Source organism: Photobacterium lucens, from assembly GCF_009873615.1.
In the GTDB taxonomy this organism is placed as follows: Bacteria; Pseudomonadota; Gammaproteobacteria; order Enterobacterales; family Vibrionaceae; genus Photobacterium; species Photobacterium lucens.
On sequence record NZ_SSMG01000010.1, the window covers coordinates 1 to 17506 of the forward strand.

Annotated in this window: 16 protein-coding genes; 13 read left to right on the forward strand and 3 right to left on the reverse strand. The window is 40.9% G+C overall.

All coding sequences use genetic code 11. The annotated features are described in order from the left end of the window. Position 1: 1 nt before the first annotated feature. Positions 2-568 carry a hypothetical protein gene (locus E5A76_RS01635; RefSeq protein ID WP_161117914.1) on the reverse strand — a complete coding sequence of 189 codons (567 nt, stop codon included), beginning with the start codon at positions 566-568 and terminating at the stop codon, positions 2-4. Between the two features lie 560 nt (positions 569-1128). Beyond that, positions 1129-1638 carry a glycosyltransferase family 9 protein gene (locus tag E5A76_RS01640; RefSeq protein WP_161117915.1) on the reverse strand — a complete coding sequence of 170 codons (510 nt, stop codon included), beginning with the start codon at positions 1636-1638 and terminating at the stop codon, positions 1129-1131. A gap of 791 nt (positions 1639-2429) precedes the next feature. On the opposite strand from E5A76_RS01640, the gene E5A76_RS01645 reads away from it, so the two are divergent. Continuing rightward, positions 2430-3299: a hypothetical protein gene (locus E5A76_RS01645; protein ID WP_045071073.1), complete on the forward strand. Its 870-nt coding sequence runs from the start codon at positions 2430-2432 to the stop codon at positions 3297-3299. Positions 3300-3439: 140 nt separating this feature from the next. Here E5A76_RS01645 and E5A76_RS01650 read toward each other — a convergent pair whose 3' ends face one another. Beyond that, positions 3440-3739 carry an ArsR/SmtB family transcription factor gene (locus tag E5A76_RS01650; protein WP_161117916.1) on the reverse strand — a complete coding sequence of 100 codons (300 nt, stop codon included), beginning with the start codon at positions 3737-3739 and terminating at the stop codon, positions 3440-3442. Between the two features lie 158 nt (positions 3740-3897). Between E5A76_RS01650 and E5A76_RS01655 the strand changes: the two genes are divergently transcribed. The 12 genes from E5A76_RS01655 (at position 3898) to E5A76_RS01710 (ending at position 17442) form a co-directional block, all read left to right on the forward strand. Beyond that, the gene (locus E5A76_RS01655; RefSeq protein ID WP_161117917.1) at positions 3898-4296 is read left to right on the forward strand and encodes a YeeE/YedE family protein; all 399 of its coding nucleotides are present in this window, start codon (positions 3898-3900) and stop codon (positions 4294-4296) included. After that, a complete protein-coding gene (locus tag E5A76_RS01660; protein ID WP_107166429.1) occupies positions 4296-4721 on the forward strand; it encodes a YeeE/YedE family protein in 426 nt (141 codons plus the stop codon). Before E5A76_RS01655 ends, E5A76_RS01660 begins: the two co-directional genes overlap by 1 nt. A gap of 401 nt (positions 4722-5122) precedes the next feature. Next, positions 5123-6490, forward strand: a complete 1368-nt coding sequence (gene glpT / locus E5A76_RS01665) for a glycerol-3-phosphate transporter (protein WP_161117918.1) — start codon at positions 5123-5125, stop codon at positions 6488-6490. 49 nt (positions 6491-6539) lie between these two features. Next, the gene (gene glpQ / locus E5A76_RS01670) at positions 6540-7607 is read left to right on the forward strand and encodes a glycerophosphodiester phosphodiesterase (protein WP_161117919.1); all 1068 of its coding nucleotides are present in this window, start codon (positions 6540-6542) and stop codon (positions 7605-7607) included. Positions 7608-7939: 332 nt separating this feature from the next. Beyond that, positions 7940-8359: a D-ribose pyranase gene (gene rbsD, locus E5A76_RS01675; RefSeq protein ID WP_161117920.1), complete on the forward strand. Its 420-nt coding sequence runs from the start codon at positions 7940-7942 to the stop codon at positions 8357-8359. 100 nt (positions 8360-8459) lie between these two features. Continuing rightward, complete coding sequence (fucP, locus tag E5A76_RS01680) at positions 8460-9782, forward strand: L-fucose:H+ symporter permease (RefSeq protein WP_161117924.1); 1323 nt, start codon at positions 8460-8462, stop codon at positions 9780-9782. Between the two features lie 68 nt (positions 9783-9850). Beyond that, the gene (locus E5A76_RS01685; RefSeq protein WP_161117921.1) at positions 9851-10861 is read left to right on the forward strand and encodes an aldose 1-epimerase family protein; all 1011 of its coding nucleotides are present in this window, start codon (positions 9851-9853) and stop codon (positions 10859-10861) included. 137 nt (positions 10862-10998) lie between these two features. Then, a complete protein-coding gene (gene rbsK, locus E5A76_RS01690) occupies positions 10999-11919 on the forward strand; it encodes a ribokinase (protein ID WP_023934801.1) in 921 nt (306 codons plus the stop codon). 14 nt (positions 11920-11933) lie between these two features. Beyond that, a complete protein-coding gene (locus tag E5A76_RS01695) occupies positions 11934-12944 on the forward strand; it encodes a substrate-binding domain-containing protein (protein WP_161117922.1) in 1011 nt (336 codons plus the stop codon). A 168-nt stretch (positions 12945-13112) separates the two neighbouring features. Continuing rightward, positions 13113-13634, forward strand: a complete 522-nt coding sequence (locus E5A76_RS01700) for a superoxide dismutase family protein (protein ID WP_053987740.1) — start codon at positions 13113-13115, stop codon at positions 13632-13634. Positions 13635-13879: 245 nt separating this feature from the next. Beyond that, on the forward strand, positions 13880-14974 hold the full coding sequence (locus E5A76_RS01705) for a NapC/NirT family cytochrome c (protein ID WP_161117923.1): 1095 nt from the start codon (positions 13880-13882) through the stop codon (positions 14972-14974). A gap of 20 nt (positions 14975-14994) precedes the next feature. Beyond that, positions 14995-17442: a molybdopterin guanine dinucleotide-containing S/N-oxide reductase gene (locus tag E5A76_RS01710; RefSeq protein WP_161117925.1), complete on the forward strand. Its 2448-nt coding sequence runs from the start codon at positions 14995-14997 to the stop codon at positions 17440-17442. Positions 17443-17506: the final 64 nt, after the last annotated feature.

A 17506-nucleotide genomic window follows, 5' to 3' on the forward strand; every position in this document is an offset into this window, starting at 1 on the left:
ACTAAGAACCAAATGGCTTTAGTTGGACTTGTTCATGTACAATAGCTTCTAATGTAGAAACTATTACTGCGAATGCAAAATCAAAAGATATTCGCAATGGCATTTTTTCTTTTAAAAACAATTCTGCTTCTTTCAAAGGGGAAACATTATTAGCTATTGATTCTATAAAAGTACCCTTTAAGGCATCTCTGAGGTGTTGATCTTTATCCATCAATGATACGAATTGATCTCGTACTTTAGGTATTTTGAAGTTGTTAACCTCAACATTATGTGCGAAGTCATTCCTTAATTTTTTAAAAATATTTAAGAGTTCTTTCCACTCTCTTCTTATTAATCCTAATCTGTATGTCATTTCAATTTTCGAAGAAAATGTACCCAATGGAGCATTTCCACCATTAAACAATGGATCTTGATTTTTTGAGCTCGGAACTAATTTTGCTATAAGCAAATTTTTCAATGCCTCTTCAATCATTGAGGAAGCAACAAGTACAGCACCTCGATCACTTTCCGATTGAAGAAGAGCTAAATTTTTAGAGAAAGCTTTTCCAATATATTCTGTACATCCCATAGCGTATCCAAATAGACTAAAATTGTTATAATTATATAAATCCCAAAGTGTTAAAAATAGCAGGGTATTTAAAATATAGTATCTTCCATGTACCTCATTACCCTTTCAAAACGTTAAAACTGTGTTACCAGAATGAACAATTTCGCTTATGGATAATTGGCGCTACTTTTAACTGATAAGTCTCATATCTCAAAGTTTTATGTCTAGAAAGTTAGATATACATCTAATTTTATAAAGTGTTTTTCTACATTGCTTTTGTGTGGGCGAATGTCTGCGTATAACTTACTGTTATTAAAGTTAATACCACCTGATAACGGGTTATGAATGATCGTTGAACAACCAGAGTTTGATGGCCAGACACTTCAGTGACCCAAATTAGCACCTATTTCAAGTTAACTTCTCAGAAAATAACCAAATTTTAGATGAGCTAGGTTGGAGAGAAATTTATATTTTAAAATATTGAAACCGATTCATAACAGGATAGTTGCGATGAATCGGTTGCTAAATAAATTCGCTATAATGTTATATCGATACGTATAGCTTAGCTAGATGGCTAATTACTAGTGAAATATTGTACTATTAATTATATCTTCAATATTTCCAGTTAATGATCCTATATGATTTTTTGGGCTCTGAGGATGCCATAGCTTGCACTCAAGTTGCTCCTCCTTAAATAAGCCTATTGTTGGTATATTATAAGCGCTAGCTATATGAATAATTGCAGTATCAACCGAGATGACACCTCTTGATTTCTTAATCACATAAATAGCATCTTGTACAGACTCAACACAAAAAACACTAGAAACTAGCTTTAATTCCTTTTTCCAGATATCTTTATTTTTTATATAGGATGGCAAAATAAAAACACAATTAAAGCCATCATTTTTTAACTTTTGAAGTATATCTACGCTCTTCTTTATACTTAGAGATCTACTGTTACGAGAAGCAAATGGATTAAAGACCAAATAGTCTTTAAGATTTTCTCTCTTAATTAGGTTTTCAATATGATTATTTTCTTTTGAAAAAACCTTAAATTTTCCAGATGGTTTATTAAAACCATACGCTGCCATTAGCCTCGACCAATATTCAGGCTTACTAATATTATCGTTATCTAGTTGTATCAGTGGATTCTGTATACACTTATGCTTATCATAATCGTGGCCTATAGTTAAGTCAGGATTTAATGTATAACCAACAATACTTCGATGTGGTTTTTCTATAGAAGATACTTCTATTAATAAATCTGCATTACAGTCTATATTTTCTCTCAATACGCTAGGGTATTTATACCATTGATTTTCTTTTGGTAAGCAAATGTAATTAATTCTAGGATCGTATTTTACGACGTCTTCATTTTTCTTTGTGCATAAAACGATTATGTTTGACTCAGGCCATTTAGATTTTACGGCTTCAATTATAGGTGATATTGCTAAGTAATCCCCTATCTGAAATGTGGCGTTAATAAATACATTCGGTTTATTTGGAAGAGCATTTATTGATGATAATTTATTTACCTCTTCGATTTAGTATGCTTGATACAAACTTTTTAAACATGAAAAACCACTGTCCATTCCAAATATTGAGATAAATTCACTTTTTGATTCTACAATTATCAATCTAAATCATTGTTATTTATTTTTCTTTGAGACTCTGCACATCCTAAAGACTAACAGTCATACACCTTACCAGCTTCATAACCACTAGGGATAACTTTATTGTTGTTTTTGTGTTAATAAAAATGGATATACATCCTATTTTATAAAGTAATTTTTCGCATTGTATTGTATTAATTTTTTTTTGTATATAACTTACTGTTATTAAAGTTAATACCACCTGATAACAGGTTATGAGAGAGCCTTGTATGACTGCTAAAATTTCGACCTCACAGCTTGCGAAAGCACGGGGTATTGCCGCAAAAGCGCTATTTAATCAATTAGCCGATGCAGGCTATATCACCCGAGATAACGATGAATGGCACTTAACGGAAGTGGGCAAAAACGCCCAAGGTGAATACAAACAATCACCCAAGTTTGGGCAATACATTGTCTGGCCTGATTCGTTAGAGATCGTTGAACAACCAGAGTTTGACGGTAAGAAGCTATCAGCGACCCAAATTAGCACTCATTTCAATTTAACATCTCAGAAAATAAACCAAATTTTAGATGAGCTAGGTTGGATCAATAAAGCGGTTAAAGGTTGGAAAGTCAGTAACTCAGGGCTTCGTCTTGGTGGGGTACAAAAAGAAGACTTTAGAACTGGCGTACCTTATGTGATGTGGGATGAAAGCGTGCTTAAAAACAGCAGCTTAATTCACTCGGTTAACGAGATCACAGGAGCGAATGCCGAAGCGAAAAGCACCGATAATTCAGTATCTAATTTCCGCCAGAAGTTTGAAGCCAAACACCGCGCTGCAGATGGGCATTATGTTCGCTCGAAAGCTGAAATGCTGATTGATAACTGGCTGTATATGGCTGGTATCGTTCATGCTTATGAGCGTAAGTTGCCGATTGAAGAAGATTTGTACTGCGATTTCTATTTACCGACAGGCAAGGTGTATATCGAATTTTGGGGCTTGGAAGATGATCCTAAATACGCCGATAGAAAGAAAGTGAAACAAGATCTGTATGCGAAATACGGTTTTAATTTGATTGAATTAAACGATGACGATGTGCAAAACCTTGATGATGTATTGCCACGTATGTTGCTTAAATTCGATATTAAGGCGTATTAATCGCTTATTGTCTTGAAACACACTGCTTTGAAATAAATCCTGAAATGAAAAAGCGATAGTGCCTTAAGCTATTTCTAGTTAAGTGCTATCGCTTTTTTCATGTTTGATGATTTTGTGCGTCGATATCAATAGCGGTTGGGTTATTCATTGGCGCAAAAGAGATCGTATAAGGTTTCGATTAAGGTTTTGATTTCAGGGGATTTGAGCGAGTAGTAAATGGTTTGCGCATCACGACGGGTTTCAACACAACCATGTTGACGTAATACCGCTAAATTCTGCGATAGTGAGGATTGTGGAATACCCAGCATTTCGTGTAATTCTGAAACCGAACGCTCTTGCTCTTTGAGTAAACAAAGCACCATGAGTCGTGTTCTATTTGAAATGACTTTCAGTAACGCAACGGCTTGGTCTGCGTTTTGCGTCATAACATCCTGATCCATAATATTTTCTTATGTTTAGTTAGCTGATCAAAGAATAACATGTTTTTTCTTGCAAGAGGTAATGAAGGTAACTTGTATATCGTATTTTACTAATATACGATATTTATCATAGAGTCGGTGAGTGATTACATTCACATAAGAGAAAACAGGGGAGCAAGATGGATAATTTTACGCCAATATCGGCCTTGATAGGCGGTGGTTTGATTGGGGTTTCTGCTCTGATCTTGATGATATTTAATGGCAGAATTGCTGGTATTTCGGGGATCTTTGCTCGAAGTTTATTTCAGCCAACACAACATCGATGGCAGCTGTTGTTCCTTGTGGGGCTGATGCTTGGGCCGTGGTTAGCGTTTGGCTATCACTTACCGAGCAGTATCGATCTTACATGGTGGCAGGTGATTATTGGTGGTTTCTTGGTGGGGCTGGGTAGCCAATTAGGTTCGGGTTGTACCAGTGGTCATGGTGTGTGTGGTATTGGGCGGTTATCTGTTCGCTCTATTGTCGCTACCAGTATTTTTATGGCGAGCGCATTGATCACGGTAGGAGTGTTGTACTAATGAAAAACCTTATCGCATTACTCTCTGGTTTGATTTTTGGTATTGGCTTAACTGTATCGCAAATGGTTGATCCCAATAAAATTATCGGATTTTTATCTATCACTACCTCGAAATGGGATGCCAGTTTATTGTTTGTAATGGGCGGTGCGCTATTGGTGTTTGGGGTGGGCTTTGCTCTGTGGCAGCGTTATCGATCTGCTCCTGTTTTTGAATCGCAGTTTTATCTCCCACTGAAACAGCATGTGGATCGTCCATTAGTTATTGGTGCCATGTTGTTTGGTATTGGTTGGGGGATTGGCGGTTTATGCCCCGGCCCTGCGTTAGCTAATTTATTAGCCGGTAATGAAAAGATCATCGTGTTTGTACTGATGATGAGTCTCGGTATGTGGGTAGGAAAGAAACTGTCAACAACCAAGATATTTTAAAATTTATCAGTTATTTAACTGATTTATATATGCTTTGAATAGACTCGAAATTTTCTTCATCTCATTTGTGATATGCCCGTGAGCTAGATGTAACGATAGCATTTTATTGTTTACTGCGTTACGGGCTGCTTTCCATTTCTCAAAAACGCAGCTTAGTCTCTTTGGCTTGGTTGTTTTATGAGCGTTACCTTTCTTATTAATAAAAATGTCATGATTACCTTATATGTTTAAAGCGTGATTTTGTTCTTATTAAGTATATTTGGTTGGTCGAATATTCCATTTATTAACACTAATTAAACGTTAGTCACAGAAATTTAAATTGACATCCATACAATTCAACGAGTTTCGTTTATGAGTGAAAATGCTCGTTTTAATAATGTATGGATAACAATGAGGCTCTGATGTTTGGAATATTCAAACCGAAGACGCATATCGCACCTTTATCAAGCGGTAAGGTCGATAGCACCTATTCTCGCCTACGATGGCAATTATTTTTCGGTATTTTCGTGGGCTACGCCGGTTATTACCTGGTACGTAAGAATTTCAGTTTGGCGATGCCATATTTAATTGATGAAGGCTTCACTCGCGGTGAGTTAGGTATTGCTTTAGCTGCGGTTTCTATTGCGTATGGTTTATCAAAATTTTTAATGGGGAATGTGTCAGACCGCTCGAACCCAAGATACTTCTTAAGTGCAGGTCTTGTCATGTCGTCGCTCGTTATGCTCTGTTTTGGCTTTATGCCATGGGCGACAGGTAGTGTGGCAGCCATGTTTATCTTGTTGTTCTTAAATGGTTGGTTCCAAGGAATGGGATGGCCTGCCTGTGGACGTACCATGGTGCATTGGTGGTCACGTAAAGAACGTGGCGAAATTGTATCGATTTGGAACGTGGCCCACAACGTGGGTGGTGGCTTAATTGGCCCACTGTTTATTCTTGGTCTTTGGGCATTTAATGACGACTGGCGTACCGCTTTTTATGTACCCGCTTTCTTTGCTTTGCTAGTTGCATTTTTTGTTTGGTTAACAGTGCGTGATACACCGCAATCATGTGGTTTGCCACCGATTGAAGAATACAAAGATGATTACCCTGATGGGTACGATAAGTCGTTTGAAACGGAAATGACGGCGAAAGAAATCTTCTTTAAATATATTTTTAACAACAAGTTACTGTGGTCAATTGCGATTGCCAATGCCTTTGTTTATCTGATCCGTTATGGGGTTTTAGATTGGGCTCCAGTGTATCTAAAAGAAGCGAAAGATTTCTCTGTTGATAAAACATCATGGGCTTATTTCCTATACGAGTGGGCTGGTATTCCTGGCACTTTATTGTGTGGCTGGATCTCCGATAAGTTATTTAAAGGACGTCGTGCTCCTGCTGGCATTTTATTTATGGTGTTGGTAACGCTGGCGGTGTTGGTTTACTGGTTTAACCCGGCAGGTAATCCAACCATTGATATGTTAGCGCTGATCGCTATTGGCTTCTTAATTTATGGCCCTGTTATGTTAATCGGTTTGTATGCGTTAGAGCTGGCACCGAAGAAAGCAGCAGGGACAGCAGCAGGTTTAACTGGTCTATTTGGTTACCTTGGTGGCGCAGTTGCCGCCAATGCCATTCTTGGTTACACCGTTGATCTTTATGGCTGGGACGGTGGTTTCATTATCTTAGTGGGTTCATGTGTGACATCTATTGTGTGCTTTGTTTATGCACTATTAGGTGAGCGTGCCATTCATGAACGTAAAGCGAGAGAAAAAGCAGCATTAGCACAATAAAGCGTGTTGAGGGGTGAATGAGCCCCTCACTATTTATCAAGGATATAGGATGAAAAAAATCTCAGTAGGCTTAACTTTTTTGGCCCTTAGCATCTCGGCAGGCGCTATCGCTAAACCGCTTGTTATTGCGCACCGTGGCGCATCGGGTTATTTACCGGAACACACGCTTGAAGCGAAAACGCTCGCTTATGCCATGAAACCTGATTTTATTGAGCAGGATGTGGTGATGACGAAAGATGATCAATTAGTGGTATTGCATGATCACTATTTAGATCGCGTCACTGATGTGGCTGAACGTTTTCCTGATCGTGCGCGTAAAGATGGACGTTATTACGCAATAGATTTTACGCTTGCTGAAATTAAATCGCTTAAGGTAACGGAAGGGTTTAATGTCAATGATAAAGGCGAGAAAGTCGCTGGTTTCCCGCAACGATTCCCAATGTGGAAGTCACAATTTACGGTTCCTACTTTTGCGGAAGAAATTGAATTAATCCAAGGTTTGAATAAGACGCTAGGCTACGATATTGGTATTTACCCTGAGATCAAAGCACCTTGGTTCCACCGTCATGAAGGTAAAGACATTTCGAAAGCGGTACTGAAAGTGCTGAAACAATACGGCTATACCACTCAAAACGATAAGGTATATCTGCAATGTTTTGATGCCAATGAGCTAAAACGTATCAATGATATCTTAATGCCTGAAATGGCAATGGATTTAAAACTGATCCAATTGATGGCTTACACGGATTGGAACGAAACCATGGTATATAACGGTGATAAAGCAACACCGTATAGCTATGATTGGATGTTCAAACCTGATGGTATGGCGAAAGTTGCGCAATATGCGGAAGGGATCGGCCCTTGGAAGCCAATGTTAGTGGATGATAAATCGACCAAAACGAACATCATTATCAAACCATTAATGGCACAAGCGAAAGCGGCTGGTTTAAAAGTGCATCCTTATACTTTCCGTGCTGATGAAGGCCGTATTCCGTCATACGCAGAGAACTTCGATGGTATGTTAGATGTTTTCTATAATCAGGTAAAAGTTGATGGTGTCTTTACTGATTTCCCTGATAAAGCGGTAACGTTTCTTAACAAAGATCATAAGCACTAGTTAACTATTCAGCCCTCTCGGTAACGATAGATCACCGAGAGGGCTTGTTATTACCGCACTTCAATTCCACTCTTTTGTTATCGTATTGCCTTTGTTTTTCTCTCGCCATCGAAACGTTTCGCTAATTGAACTGTGAGCCACATGTCATTTTTCTTCCGATCTTTACGTCCAAAACCGATCACTCTCACATCTTGTTGAACAGGGGATAGTCAAAAAATCTTGTCGGATTATTATGCTGTCGAAACGTTTCGATGGTGTTTTCTAAAACGGTAATTTTCTACCTATTAGCCGATGCCTTTAGTAAGAAAACGTATAACCGAAAGGTCAATAACATGAAAAAAAGTACCCTTATTCACTCTGAACTGTCTTACTTAGTTGCCACCTTAGGGCATACCGATGAAATCACTATTTGTGATGCAGGTTTGCCTATTCCTGATCTGGTTCAACGTATTGATTTAGCGTTAACTCATGGCGTACCGAGTTTTTTAGATACGGTGCGTGTGATGCTCTCTGAAATGCAAATTGAAGGGGTGATCATGGCAGAGGAATTTGCCCAAGTGAGCCCTGAACATCACCAAGCGCTACTGGCTGAACTTGAGCAAGAACAAGCGCTAACAGGTAAAACCATCAACATTGGTTATATCAGCCATGAGCAATTTAAACAGCGCACTGAGCAGAGCCGAGCTGTGGTGAGAACCGGTGAATGTACCCCTTACGCCAATGTGATTTTTCAATCGGGCGTAGTGTTTTAAGCCGTTGTAGATGTTGTAAAAGCCTTATGTAAATTAACCCTAATTTTTGCAATACAGAGTATCACTCAGCTGTGGGTGATCGGTTATGGAAGATAGATCAATGTTTATTAAAAACAACACCATCCAACATCCGGATGGTTACTTAAATAAAACACCGTTATTCCAGTTCTTGTTATTGTCATCTGTTTTTGCGCTGTGGTCTGCTGCCGCTGCGCTTAATGATGTGTTGATCACCCAATTTAAATCGATTTTCGATTTGTCTAATTTTGCATCAGCACTTGTTCAATCTGCATTTTATGGCGCGTACTTTTTAGTGGCTATTCCTGCCTCTATGGTGGTAAAGAAAACATCGTATAAGTTAGCGATTTTATTAGGTTTAGCTCTGTATATTTTCGGTTGTTTGATGTTCTTCCCTGCATCACATGCCGGTACTTATACCATGTTCCTTGCCGCCATTTTCTGTATTGCAATTGGTTTATCTTTCCTTGAAACCTCGTGTAATACCTACTCTGCAATGATCGGTGAGCCTGAACGTGCAACATTGCGTTTGAACGTATCGCACACCATTAATGCGATGGGTTACATCATTGGTTTGTTATTAGGTAAGCACTTAATTTTCCAAGAAGGTGTCGATGTAGGGCACATGATGGACACGTTAACAGGGCCAGAGTTGGCGGCATTTAAAGAGCAAGTGCTGCAACAAACGCTTGAGCCATACAAATGGTTAGTGGGCATCATTGCAACCGTTGCGATTTTAATTGCCATCACTGAATACCCGAACTGTAAAGCTGAAAGTGACAGTAAAGATAATCAACCATCATTTGGCGAAACCTTATCCTACCTTGCTGGCAACGTGCGTTTCTTCAAAGGTATTGCGACTCAGTTTGCTTATGTGGGTATGCAAGTGGCTGTGTGGTCGTTCACTATTCGCCTTGCGCTAGAGCTTGATCCAAATATGATTGAGCACGATGCAGCAAACTACTTACTGTACTCTTTCATTATGTACTTCCTTGGTAAGTTATTAGCTAACTACTTGTTTACTAAAACATCGCAAGAAAACGTGTTAATGGGTTACTCAGCTATTGGTTTTGCTTGCTTAATGTACGTGACCTTTATTCCTAGCTTTACTGCAGTATGGGTAGCCGTCGGTACTTCAGCATTGTTCGCACCTTGTTGGGCGACGATTTTCGCTTCAACACTGCAATCGGTTGATACTCGCTACACAGAAACAGCAGGTGGTTTTGTGGTGATGTCTATCATCGGTGGTGCAGCTATTCCGGTATTACAAGGTTTAGTGGCAGATAACATTGGTATGCAAAGCTCGTTCATCGTAAGCGCAGTGTGTTTTGCGGTGGTGTTCTTCTACTTCTTTAGTGAGAAGAAAGCAAAGCAAGCATTTACTTACTCTGTGGCTAAGGCGTAATAGGATTGTATGACCATTCTTTCATGATGTGAGTTATCTAAGAATGGTCATGTTTCATTGAGGTTATTATGTTTACTCTTCCTCTTTATAAAGAGCAGTTTTCTAAAACGAAAACCCGTGTTGCCCAATCTGAGCATTTCGATATTCATACGTTTATTTATAACTCAGGTGTTCATGCGGTTGAAATTCAGAACAGTAAAGGTCGTTTAGTGATTTTGCCTTTTATGGGGCAAATGATTTGGGATGCGGAGTTCTTAGGTACAGATCTTTGCATGAAGAATATGTTCTCTGAACCTAAACCAGCTAAAACCATTGTTGAAACCTACGGCTGTTTTGCTTTCCATGCTGGTATGCTGCGCATGGGTTGCCCAACACCACAAGATGATCACGTTCTACACGGTGAAATGCCATGTGCTGTAATGGATTCAGCATGGCTTGAAATCAGTGAAGAGATAGTCGTGGTAAAGGGCAGTTATGAATACGTGATGGGCTTTGGCGATCACTACTTGGCAACACCATCGGTGACGTTAGCCAAAGATGCCAGCGTGTTTGATATTCAAATGGTGGTGCAGAACTTGGCAACGGTAGCCATGCCGCTGCAATACATGTGTCATATCAATGCAGCTTACCTCGAAAATGCCCAAATGAGCCAGAATCTCCCTGATAATGCATTTATCTTACGTGAAAGTATTCCAGCTCACGTTCAGCCGAATGCGCAGTGGTTAGCTTATAATGAGCAACTCAAAGTCTCGCCACCGATTGCGGTATTAGATAAACCCGACATGCACGATCCTGAAATCGTCTACTTGATGGATGATATCGACCAATATACCAATCGTGCCGTGTTTAAGATGGCGTTTGAAGATAAGTGCTTTATCACTGAGTTTGATACCAAAGACTTTAATCACGCAACACGCTGGATCCTGTGCAATGGCGATCAGCAAGTGAACGCTTACGCACTGCCTGCGACTTGTCGTCCTGAAGGTTTTCTGGCGGCGAAAGAGAAAGGCACTTTGCAATATTTAGCACCCAATGAAACCCGCACCTTTACGGTTCGTACGGGAATTACCCAAGCTTAAAATTTTGTCTGCGTGTTAATTTCCCCTATGGTTAGTGCGCAGGCGAGATGCCTTTGACGTTTTCTAACTGAAGAAATCAAAGTCATCTTATTTATCACAATGAATGTAAAAGGCTCGATAGAGCTGAGGATAACGATATGAGCAAGTTAGTGGTTTTAGGTAGTGTGAATGCGGATCATGTTCTTCAAGTGCCTTCATTTCCTCGTCCAGGGGAAACATTGCATGGTCGCAACTACCAAGTTATCCCTGGTGGTAAAGGGGCAAATCAAGCGGTGGCTGCGGCACGTTTAAATGCTGATATTGGTTTTATTGCCAGCGTGGGTGATGATGCGTTCGGTATGCTAATGCGTGGCAATTTTGTTAAAGATGGTATTAATACTCGTGGTTTAAAAACCGAGAAAAATTGCCCAACGGGTATTGCGATGATCCAAGTATCTGACAGTGGTGAAAATAGCATTTGTTTATCCCCTGAAGCTAACGAGCATTTAACCGCAGAAGCAATTGAAGCTGATCTTGATATGATCCGTGATGCTGAATACTTGTTAATGCAGCTTGAAACGCCAATGTGTGGTATCGAAAAAGCAGCAGAAGTAGCGAAATCAGCCAATACCAAGGTGATTTTAAACCCAGCGCCAGCTCGTGAACTCTCTGATGAACTACTAGCCTGTGTCGATATGATCACTCCTAATGAAACCGAAGCGGAAGTGCTAACGGGCGTGACAGTAACCGATAACCAATCGGCACAAAAAGCAGCTGATATTCTTCACACTAAAGGTATTGATACCGTGATGATCACCTTAGGTGCAAAAGGTGTGTGGTTAAGCCGCATGGGTAAGGGCGATATCATTTCAGGTTTTCGTGTTGAAGCAACAGATACCACAGCTGCTGGCGATACCTTCAATGGTGCGTTAGTAACTGGTTTATTAGAAGGATTGTCTTTAGAATCAGCGATTAAGTTTGCTCATGCTGCTGCTGCAATCTCAGTGACTCGCTTTGGTGCGCAAACGTCTATTCCAACGCGTGAAGAAGTCGATGCTTTTTTAGCGCAACACGCTTAACTAGGAGAAATAACATGGCTACGATGAAAGATGTCGCAAAACTGGCAGGAGTTTCTACCTCGACAGTGAGCCATGTTATTAATAAGACCCGTTTTGTCAGTGAAGAAATTTCAGAGCGGGTCAACAAAGCTGCCAAAGAGCTTAATTACTACGCGCCTTCAGCCTTGGCGCGTAGCTTCAAAGTTAACCGTACAAAAACCATTGGTATGTTAGTGACAACCTCTACCAACCCTTTCTTTGGTGAAGTAGTAAAAGGTGTTGAACGCAGTTGTTACCAACAGGGCTATAGCTTGATTTTGTGTAATACCGAAGGTGATCACCAGCGTATGCACGAATCAATCAATACCTTGCTGCAAAAGCGGGTTGATGGTTTGATCTTAATGTGTGCCACGCTTGAAGGTGAGCATTTCGATATTTTCGAGCACTATGCCGATATTCCCGTAGTAGTCATGGATTGGGGTCCAATGCAGTTCACTAGCGATAAAATTCAAGATAATTCGCTACGTGGTGGTTATATGGCGGCAAAATACTTAATTGACGCTGGACATAGCGAGATTGGTTGTATCACAGGTCCATTAGATCGGATCCAAGCTGAGATGCGTTACAACGGTTATTTACAAGCCATGGATGAAGCAGGCTTTAGCGTGGAACCATCATGGGTAGTGGAAGCGGATTTTGAATGTGAAGGTGGCTATAACGCTTTTACTCAATTGCATGCTAATGGCACATTACCGAGTGCTTTAGTTGTTGCTAATGACATGATGGCAATGGGGGTGATCAATGCTGCAAATGAGCTAGGCATTCAGATCCCTGAGCAGCTTTCTATTATTGGTTACGATGATATTCATATTGCCAAGTTTATGTCGCCATCGCTCACAACTATTCATCAACCTAAATACCGTTTAGGGCAAGCCGCGGTTGAGACGTTATTAACGCGTTTAGACGACCCAGAAACCGCTCCTCAAATCATTGAACTAGAACCAACCTTAGTTGAGCGCAACAGTGTGAAATCATTTAAGCAATAGAATTGTGTTGATGGGTTTATAAGAGTAAAAGGTACGCACGATATCAAGTAAATCCTCTTGGCGAATGTTTGAGATATTATCGATAACTATAATCGTAAATATCAACTATACCTTATTGCTAAAAGTATATTTAATGCTTGTTGGAAATAAAAACAATAAGGATAAAACATGAACAAGACAAAGACCTTACTCTTCACCGCTCTAGCTTTGGGTTTATCTCACCAAGTGCTAGCACAAGATCTCACAGTTAAAATGACTGATCTACAAACAGGTAAGCCCGTTGGTACGATTGAACTGAGCCAAAACAAATACGGAGTAGTATTTACGCCTGAACTGGCTGATTTAACACCGGGGATGCATGGCTTCCATATTCATCAAAATGCTAGCTGTGCTTCATCAGAAAAAGACGGCAAAGTTGTTTTAGGTGGCGCTGCTGGTGGACATTACGATCCGGAGCACACTAATAAACATGGCTTCCCATGGACTGATGATAATCATAAAGGTGATTTGCCAGCACTGTTTGTTAGTGCAAATGGTTTAGCAACGAACCCTGTTTTAGCACCACGTTTAACGTTGAAAGAACTCAAAGGTCACGCAATTATGATCCATGCTGGTGGTGATAATCACTCTGATATGCCAAAAGCATTAGGTGGCGGCGGCGCACGTGTGGCGTGTGGTGTGATCCAATAAGTTAGTGAAAACCAACAGCGAGTTTGTCGCTGTTGGTTTTATTTTAATTAGGTTAAGTTTTTTATAAACAGCCAGTTAATTGTAAAATATGTAAAAATGTGAATTTCAGGGTAAATTTGAAATCTTCTTTTAATAACCTTTCATAAATTGTGGTTTTAATCAAATTTATAAAGTTAACAATAGCGTAATTTCTCGCTCGCATTCGGTCTTTGAGTGTCTATTGCTTATATGGATATGCGAGTATCATGAAACTAAATAAAACAACCCTTGCCGTAATTGTGGCATCTAGCATCGGTATTGGCTGGTTGACGCTAGGGGGCACACAAGTCATCCTTGATAAAACATCTAGCACTGAGTTCTGCCTTTCTTGTCATTCAATGGAAACCCCATATAAAGAGTATTTAGGCTCTGTTCACTTTAGTAATGCTAAAGGGATCCGTGCTGAATGTTCTGACTGTCATATTCCACAAGAACCAATGGAATATTTGTGGACTAAGATCCGCGCTACCAAAGATGTTTATCATGAGTTTGTGACTGGTAAGATTGATACCGACGAGAAGTATGAGCAGCATCGTGCAGCCATGGCGGAAACCGTTTGGGAACAAATGCGCGGTAATGATTCTGCCACTTGCCGTAGCTGTCATGATGAAGATGCGATGGAAACTTATGAGCAGTCGGAAGAAGCGCAGAAAATGCACTTATATGCGGCTGAAAATGATCAAACCTGTATTGATTGTCATAAGGGCGTTGCCCACCTTCCACCTGAAGCAAAAATGGATTCAACCGCGCTTGAACACTTGCTAGATGAAGCGAAAACAACCCCAGCAGATGCAAAACTGGTGTACCCAGTACAAACCATTGCTATGGGGGACTTCGGCTCTATTAACCCAGCAACACCACTGAAAAACCTAAAAGATGAAGGCGGAAAACGCCAAGTCGAATTATCCGGTTATCAAATGCGAGGTGCCGAGCAAGTACTGTACATGGGCGAAGGTCAACGTGCCATTATTGCAACCTTAACTAAAGACGGTGAATCTGAACTGAAAGCTGGCGAATTTAAAGCAGATGCTTATGGCAACCAATGGCGTCCAGTATCGCTTGTGGCAACCATTGAAGCGCCAGTACTTGATAGCCAACAACCGCTTTGGAATTACGCAGAGCAACTAGATAACGTGTTTTGTTCAACCTGTCACGCTAAGATCCCTGCCAACCACTTTACCGTAAATGCATGGCCTTCCATTGCGAAAGGCATGGGCGATCGTACGTCTATTTCAGCAGAAGATCTTGAGATCTTAACGAAGTTCTTCCAGTACAACGCGAAAGATGTGGTAGGTCACTAAGCATGAATAAGGAAATTACCATGATGTCATTATCACGCCGCCACTTTTTAAAAGGCGCGACTGCTTCTGTTGGGGCATTGACGATTGCTAAGGCGATGCCTGTTTGTGCAACCACCACTGAGCTACAAGGAAAAGCGGTGCTCTCGGCTGCTCACTGGGGCGCAATGCTGATTGAAGTGCAAGATGGCAAGATTGTGTCATCGAAAGGCGCATTACCAGCAACGGTTGAAAACAGCTTACAAACCACAGCGAAAGATTATGTGCACACTAAAGCACGTGTGAAATACCCAATGGTACGTAAAGGGTATTTAGACAACCCAACAGCGCCACAAGGTAAACGTGGCAGTGATGAGTTTGTGCGTGTGAGTTGGGATCAAGCGTTAGATTTGATCCACAACCAACATATGCGTATTCGTCAAACTTATGGTCCCGAATCCGTTTTTGCTGGTGCTTATGGTTGGCGTTCAAGTGGCGTATTACATAAAGCACAAACCTTATTACAGCGTTATATGAGTATGGCAGGTGGTTACTCGGGTCATATGGGTGACTATTCAACTGGTGCAGCACAGGTGATCATGCCGCACGTGGTGGGCTCGATTGAAGTGTATGAGCAGCAAACCACGTATCCAGTGGTGTTAGAAACCAGTGATGTTGTGGTGCTATGGGGCTTGAATCCGCTTAATACCTTAAAGATCGCGTGGAGTGCGACTGATGGGGCGGGTCTTGAGTTTTTCCATCAACTGAAAAAATCGAACAAGACCATTATTGCTATCGATCCGATGCGCTCTGAAACCATTGAGTTCTTTGGTGATCGCGCAGAGTGGATTGCACCACACCCTAGTACCGATGTGGCAATGATGCTAGGTATTGCTCACGCATTGGTTGAAAGCGGTCAGTACGATAAAGCTTTCTTAGATAAATACACCACAGGTTATGACAAGTTTGAAGATTACTTGTTAGGTAAATCAGACGGTATTGCTAAAACGCCACAATGGGCATCGGCTATCTGTGGCGTTCCAGCTAAGCAGCTAACGATTTTAGCCAATATCTTTAGTAAAAATCGCACCATGTTAATGGCGGGCTGGGGTATTCAACGTCAGCAATACGGTGAACAACGTCACTGGATGCTGGTGACGTTAGCTGCAATGTTGGGGCAAATCGGTTTACCGGGTGGTGGTTTTGGCTTCTCTTATCATTATTCAAACGGTGGTAACCCAACCCGTGATGCTGGCGTATTACCAGCGATTTCTGCTGCTATTGATGGTGCTTCTTCTGCCGGTAATGACTGGGCAGTATCTGGCGCAATGAATAGTTTCCCAGTGGCGCGTATTGTTGAAGCGTTAGAAAATCCGGGGCAAACCTATCAGCATAATGGTCATGAAAAAGTCTTTCCTGAGATCAAAATGATCTGGTGGGCTGGCGGTGCGAACTTTACTCACCACCAAGATACCAACCGCTTAATTAATGCGTGGCAGAAACCTGAATTAATTGTGATTTCAGAGCCATATTGGACAGCAGCAGCAAAACACGCAGATATCGTGTTGCCGATCACTACCTCGTTTGAGCGTAATGATTTAACCATGACAGGTGACTACAGTAATCAACACTTGGTGCCAATGAAGCAAGTGGTTGAACCACAGTTTGAAGCGCGCAATGACTTTGATGTATTCGCCGATATGGCAGAGCGCCTAAAAGCAGGTGGTCGTGGGGTTTATACCGAAAATAAAACCGAGATGGAATGGCTAAACGGTTTCTACAAAGAAGCTCAAGCGATTGGTCGTCAAAATCGTGTTGCAATGCCGAACTTTGCTTATTTCTGGAAACAAAACCAACTGCTTGAAATGAAATACAACGCGCAAAACGCCAAGTTTGTTCGTTATCAAGCGTTCCGTGAAAATCCAATTATGAATCCACTAGGTACACCAAGTGGTAAAATTGAGATCTTCTCGAAAACCATTGAAGGTTATAACTATGCGGATTGTCCCCCTCATCCAACGTGGTTAGCGCCAACGGAGTGGGTAGGTAATGCCAAAGATGGTGAATTACAGCTAATGACATCCCATGCTGCGCACCGTCTTCATAGCCAGTTGAACTATGCTGAACTTCGTAAAGAATATGCGATTGCAGATCGTGAACCGATCTCAATTCACCCTGAAGATGCTAAGCAACGCGGTATCAAGCAAGGTGACTTAGTACGTGCTTATAACCATCGAGGTCAAGTGCTAGTTGGTGCTTACATTACTGATGGTATAAAGCAAGGTTCAGTGTGTATTCACGAAGGCGCATGGCCTGATTTAGATCCAGTAACAGGGATTTGTAAAAACGGTGGTTGTAATGTGCTGACTGGCGATATTCCGACTTCTCGTTTAGCCAATGGTTGTGCAGGTAATTCGTCAGTAGTGAAAATTGAAAAATACACAGGTCCGGTATTGCCACTCACCGCATTCGATGAACCGGCCATTGCGTAAGCTATTTAAATCATCAAAATAATCATAAGCCGCAATGAACTATTGCGGCTTAATTATTTAGAAA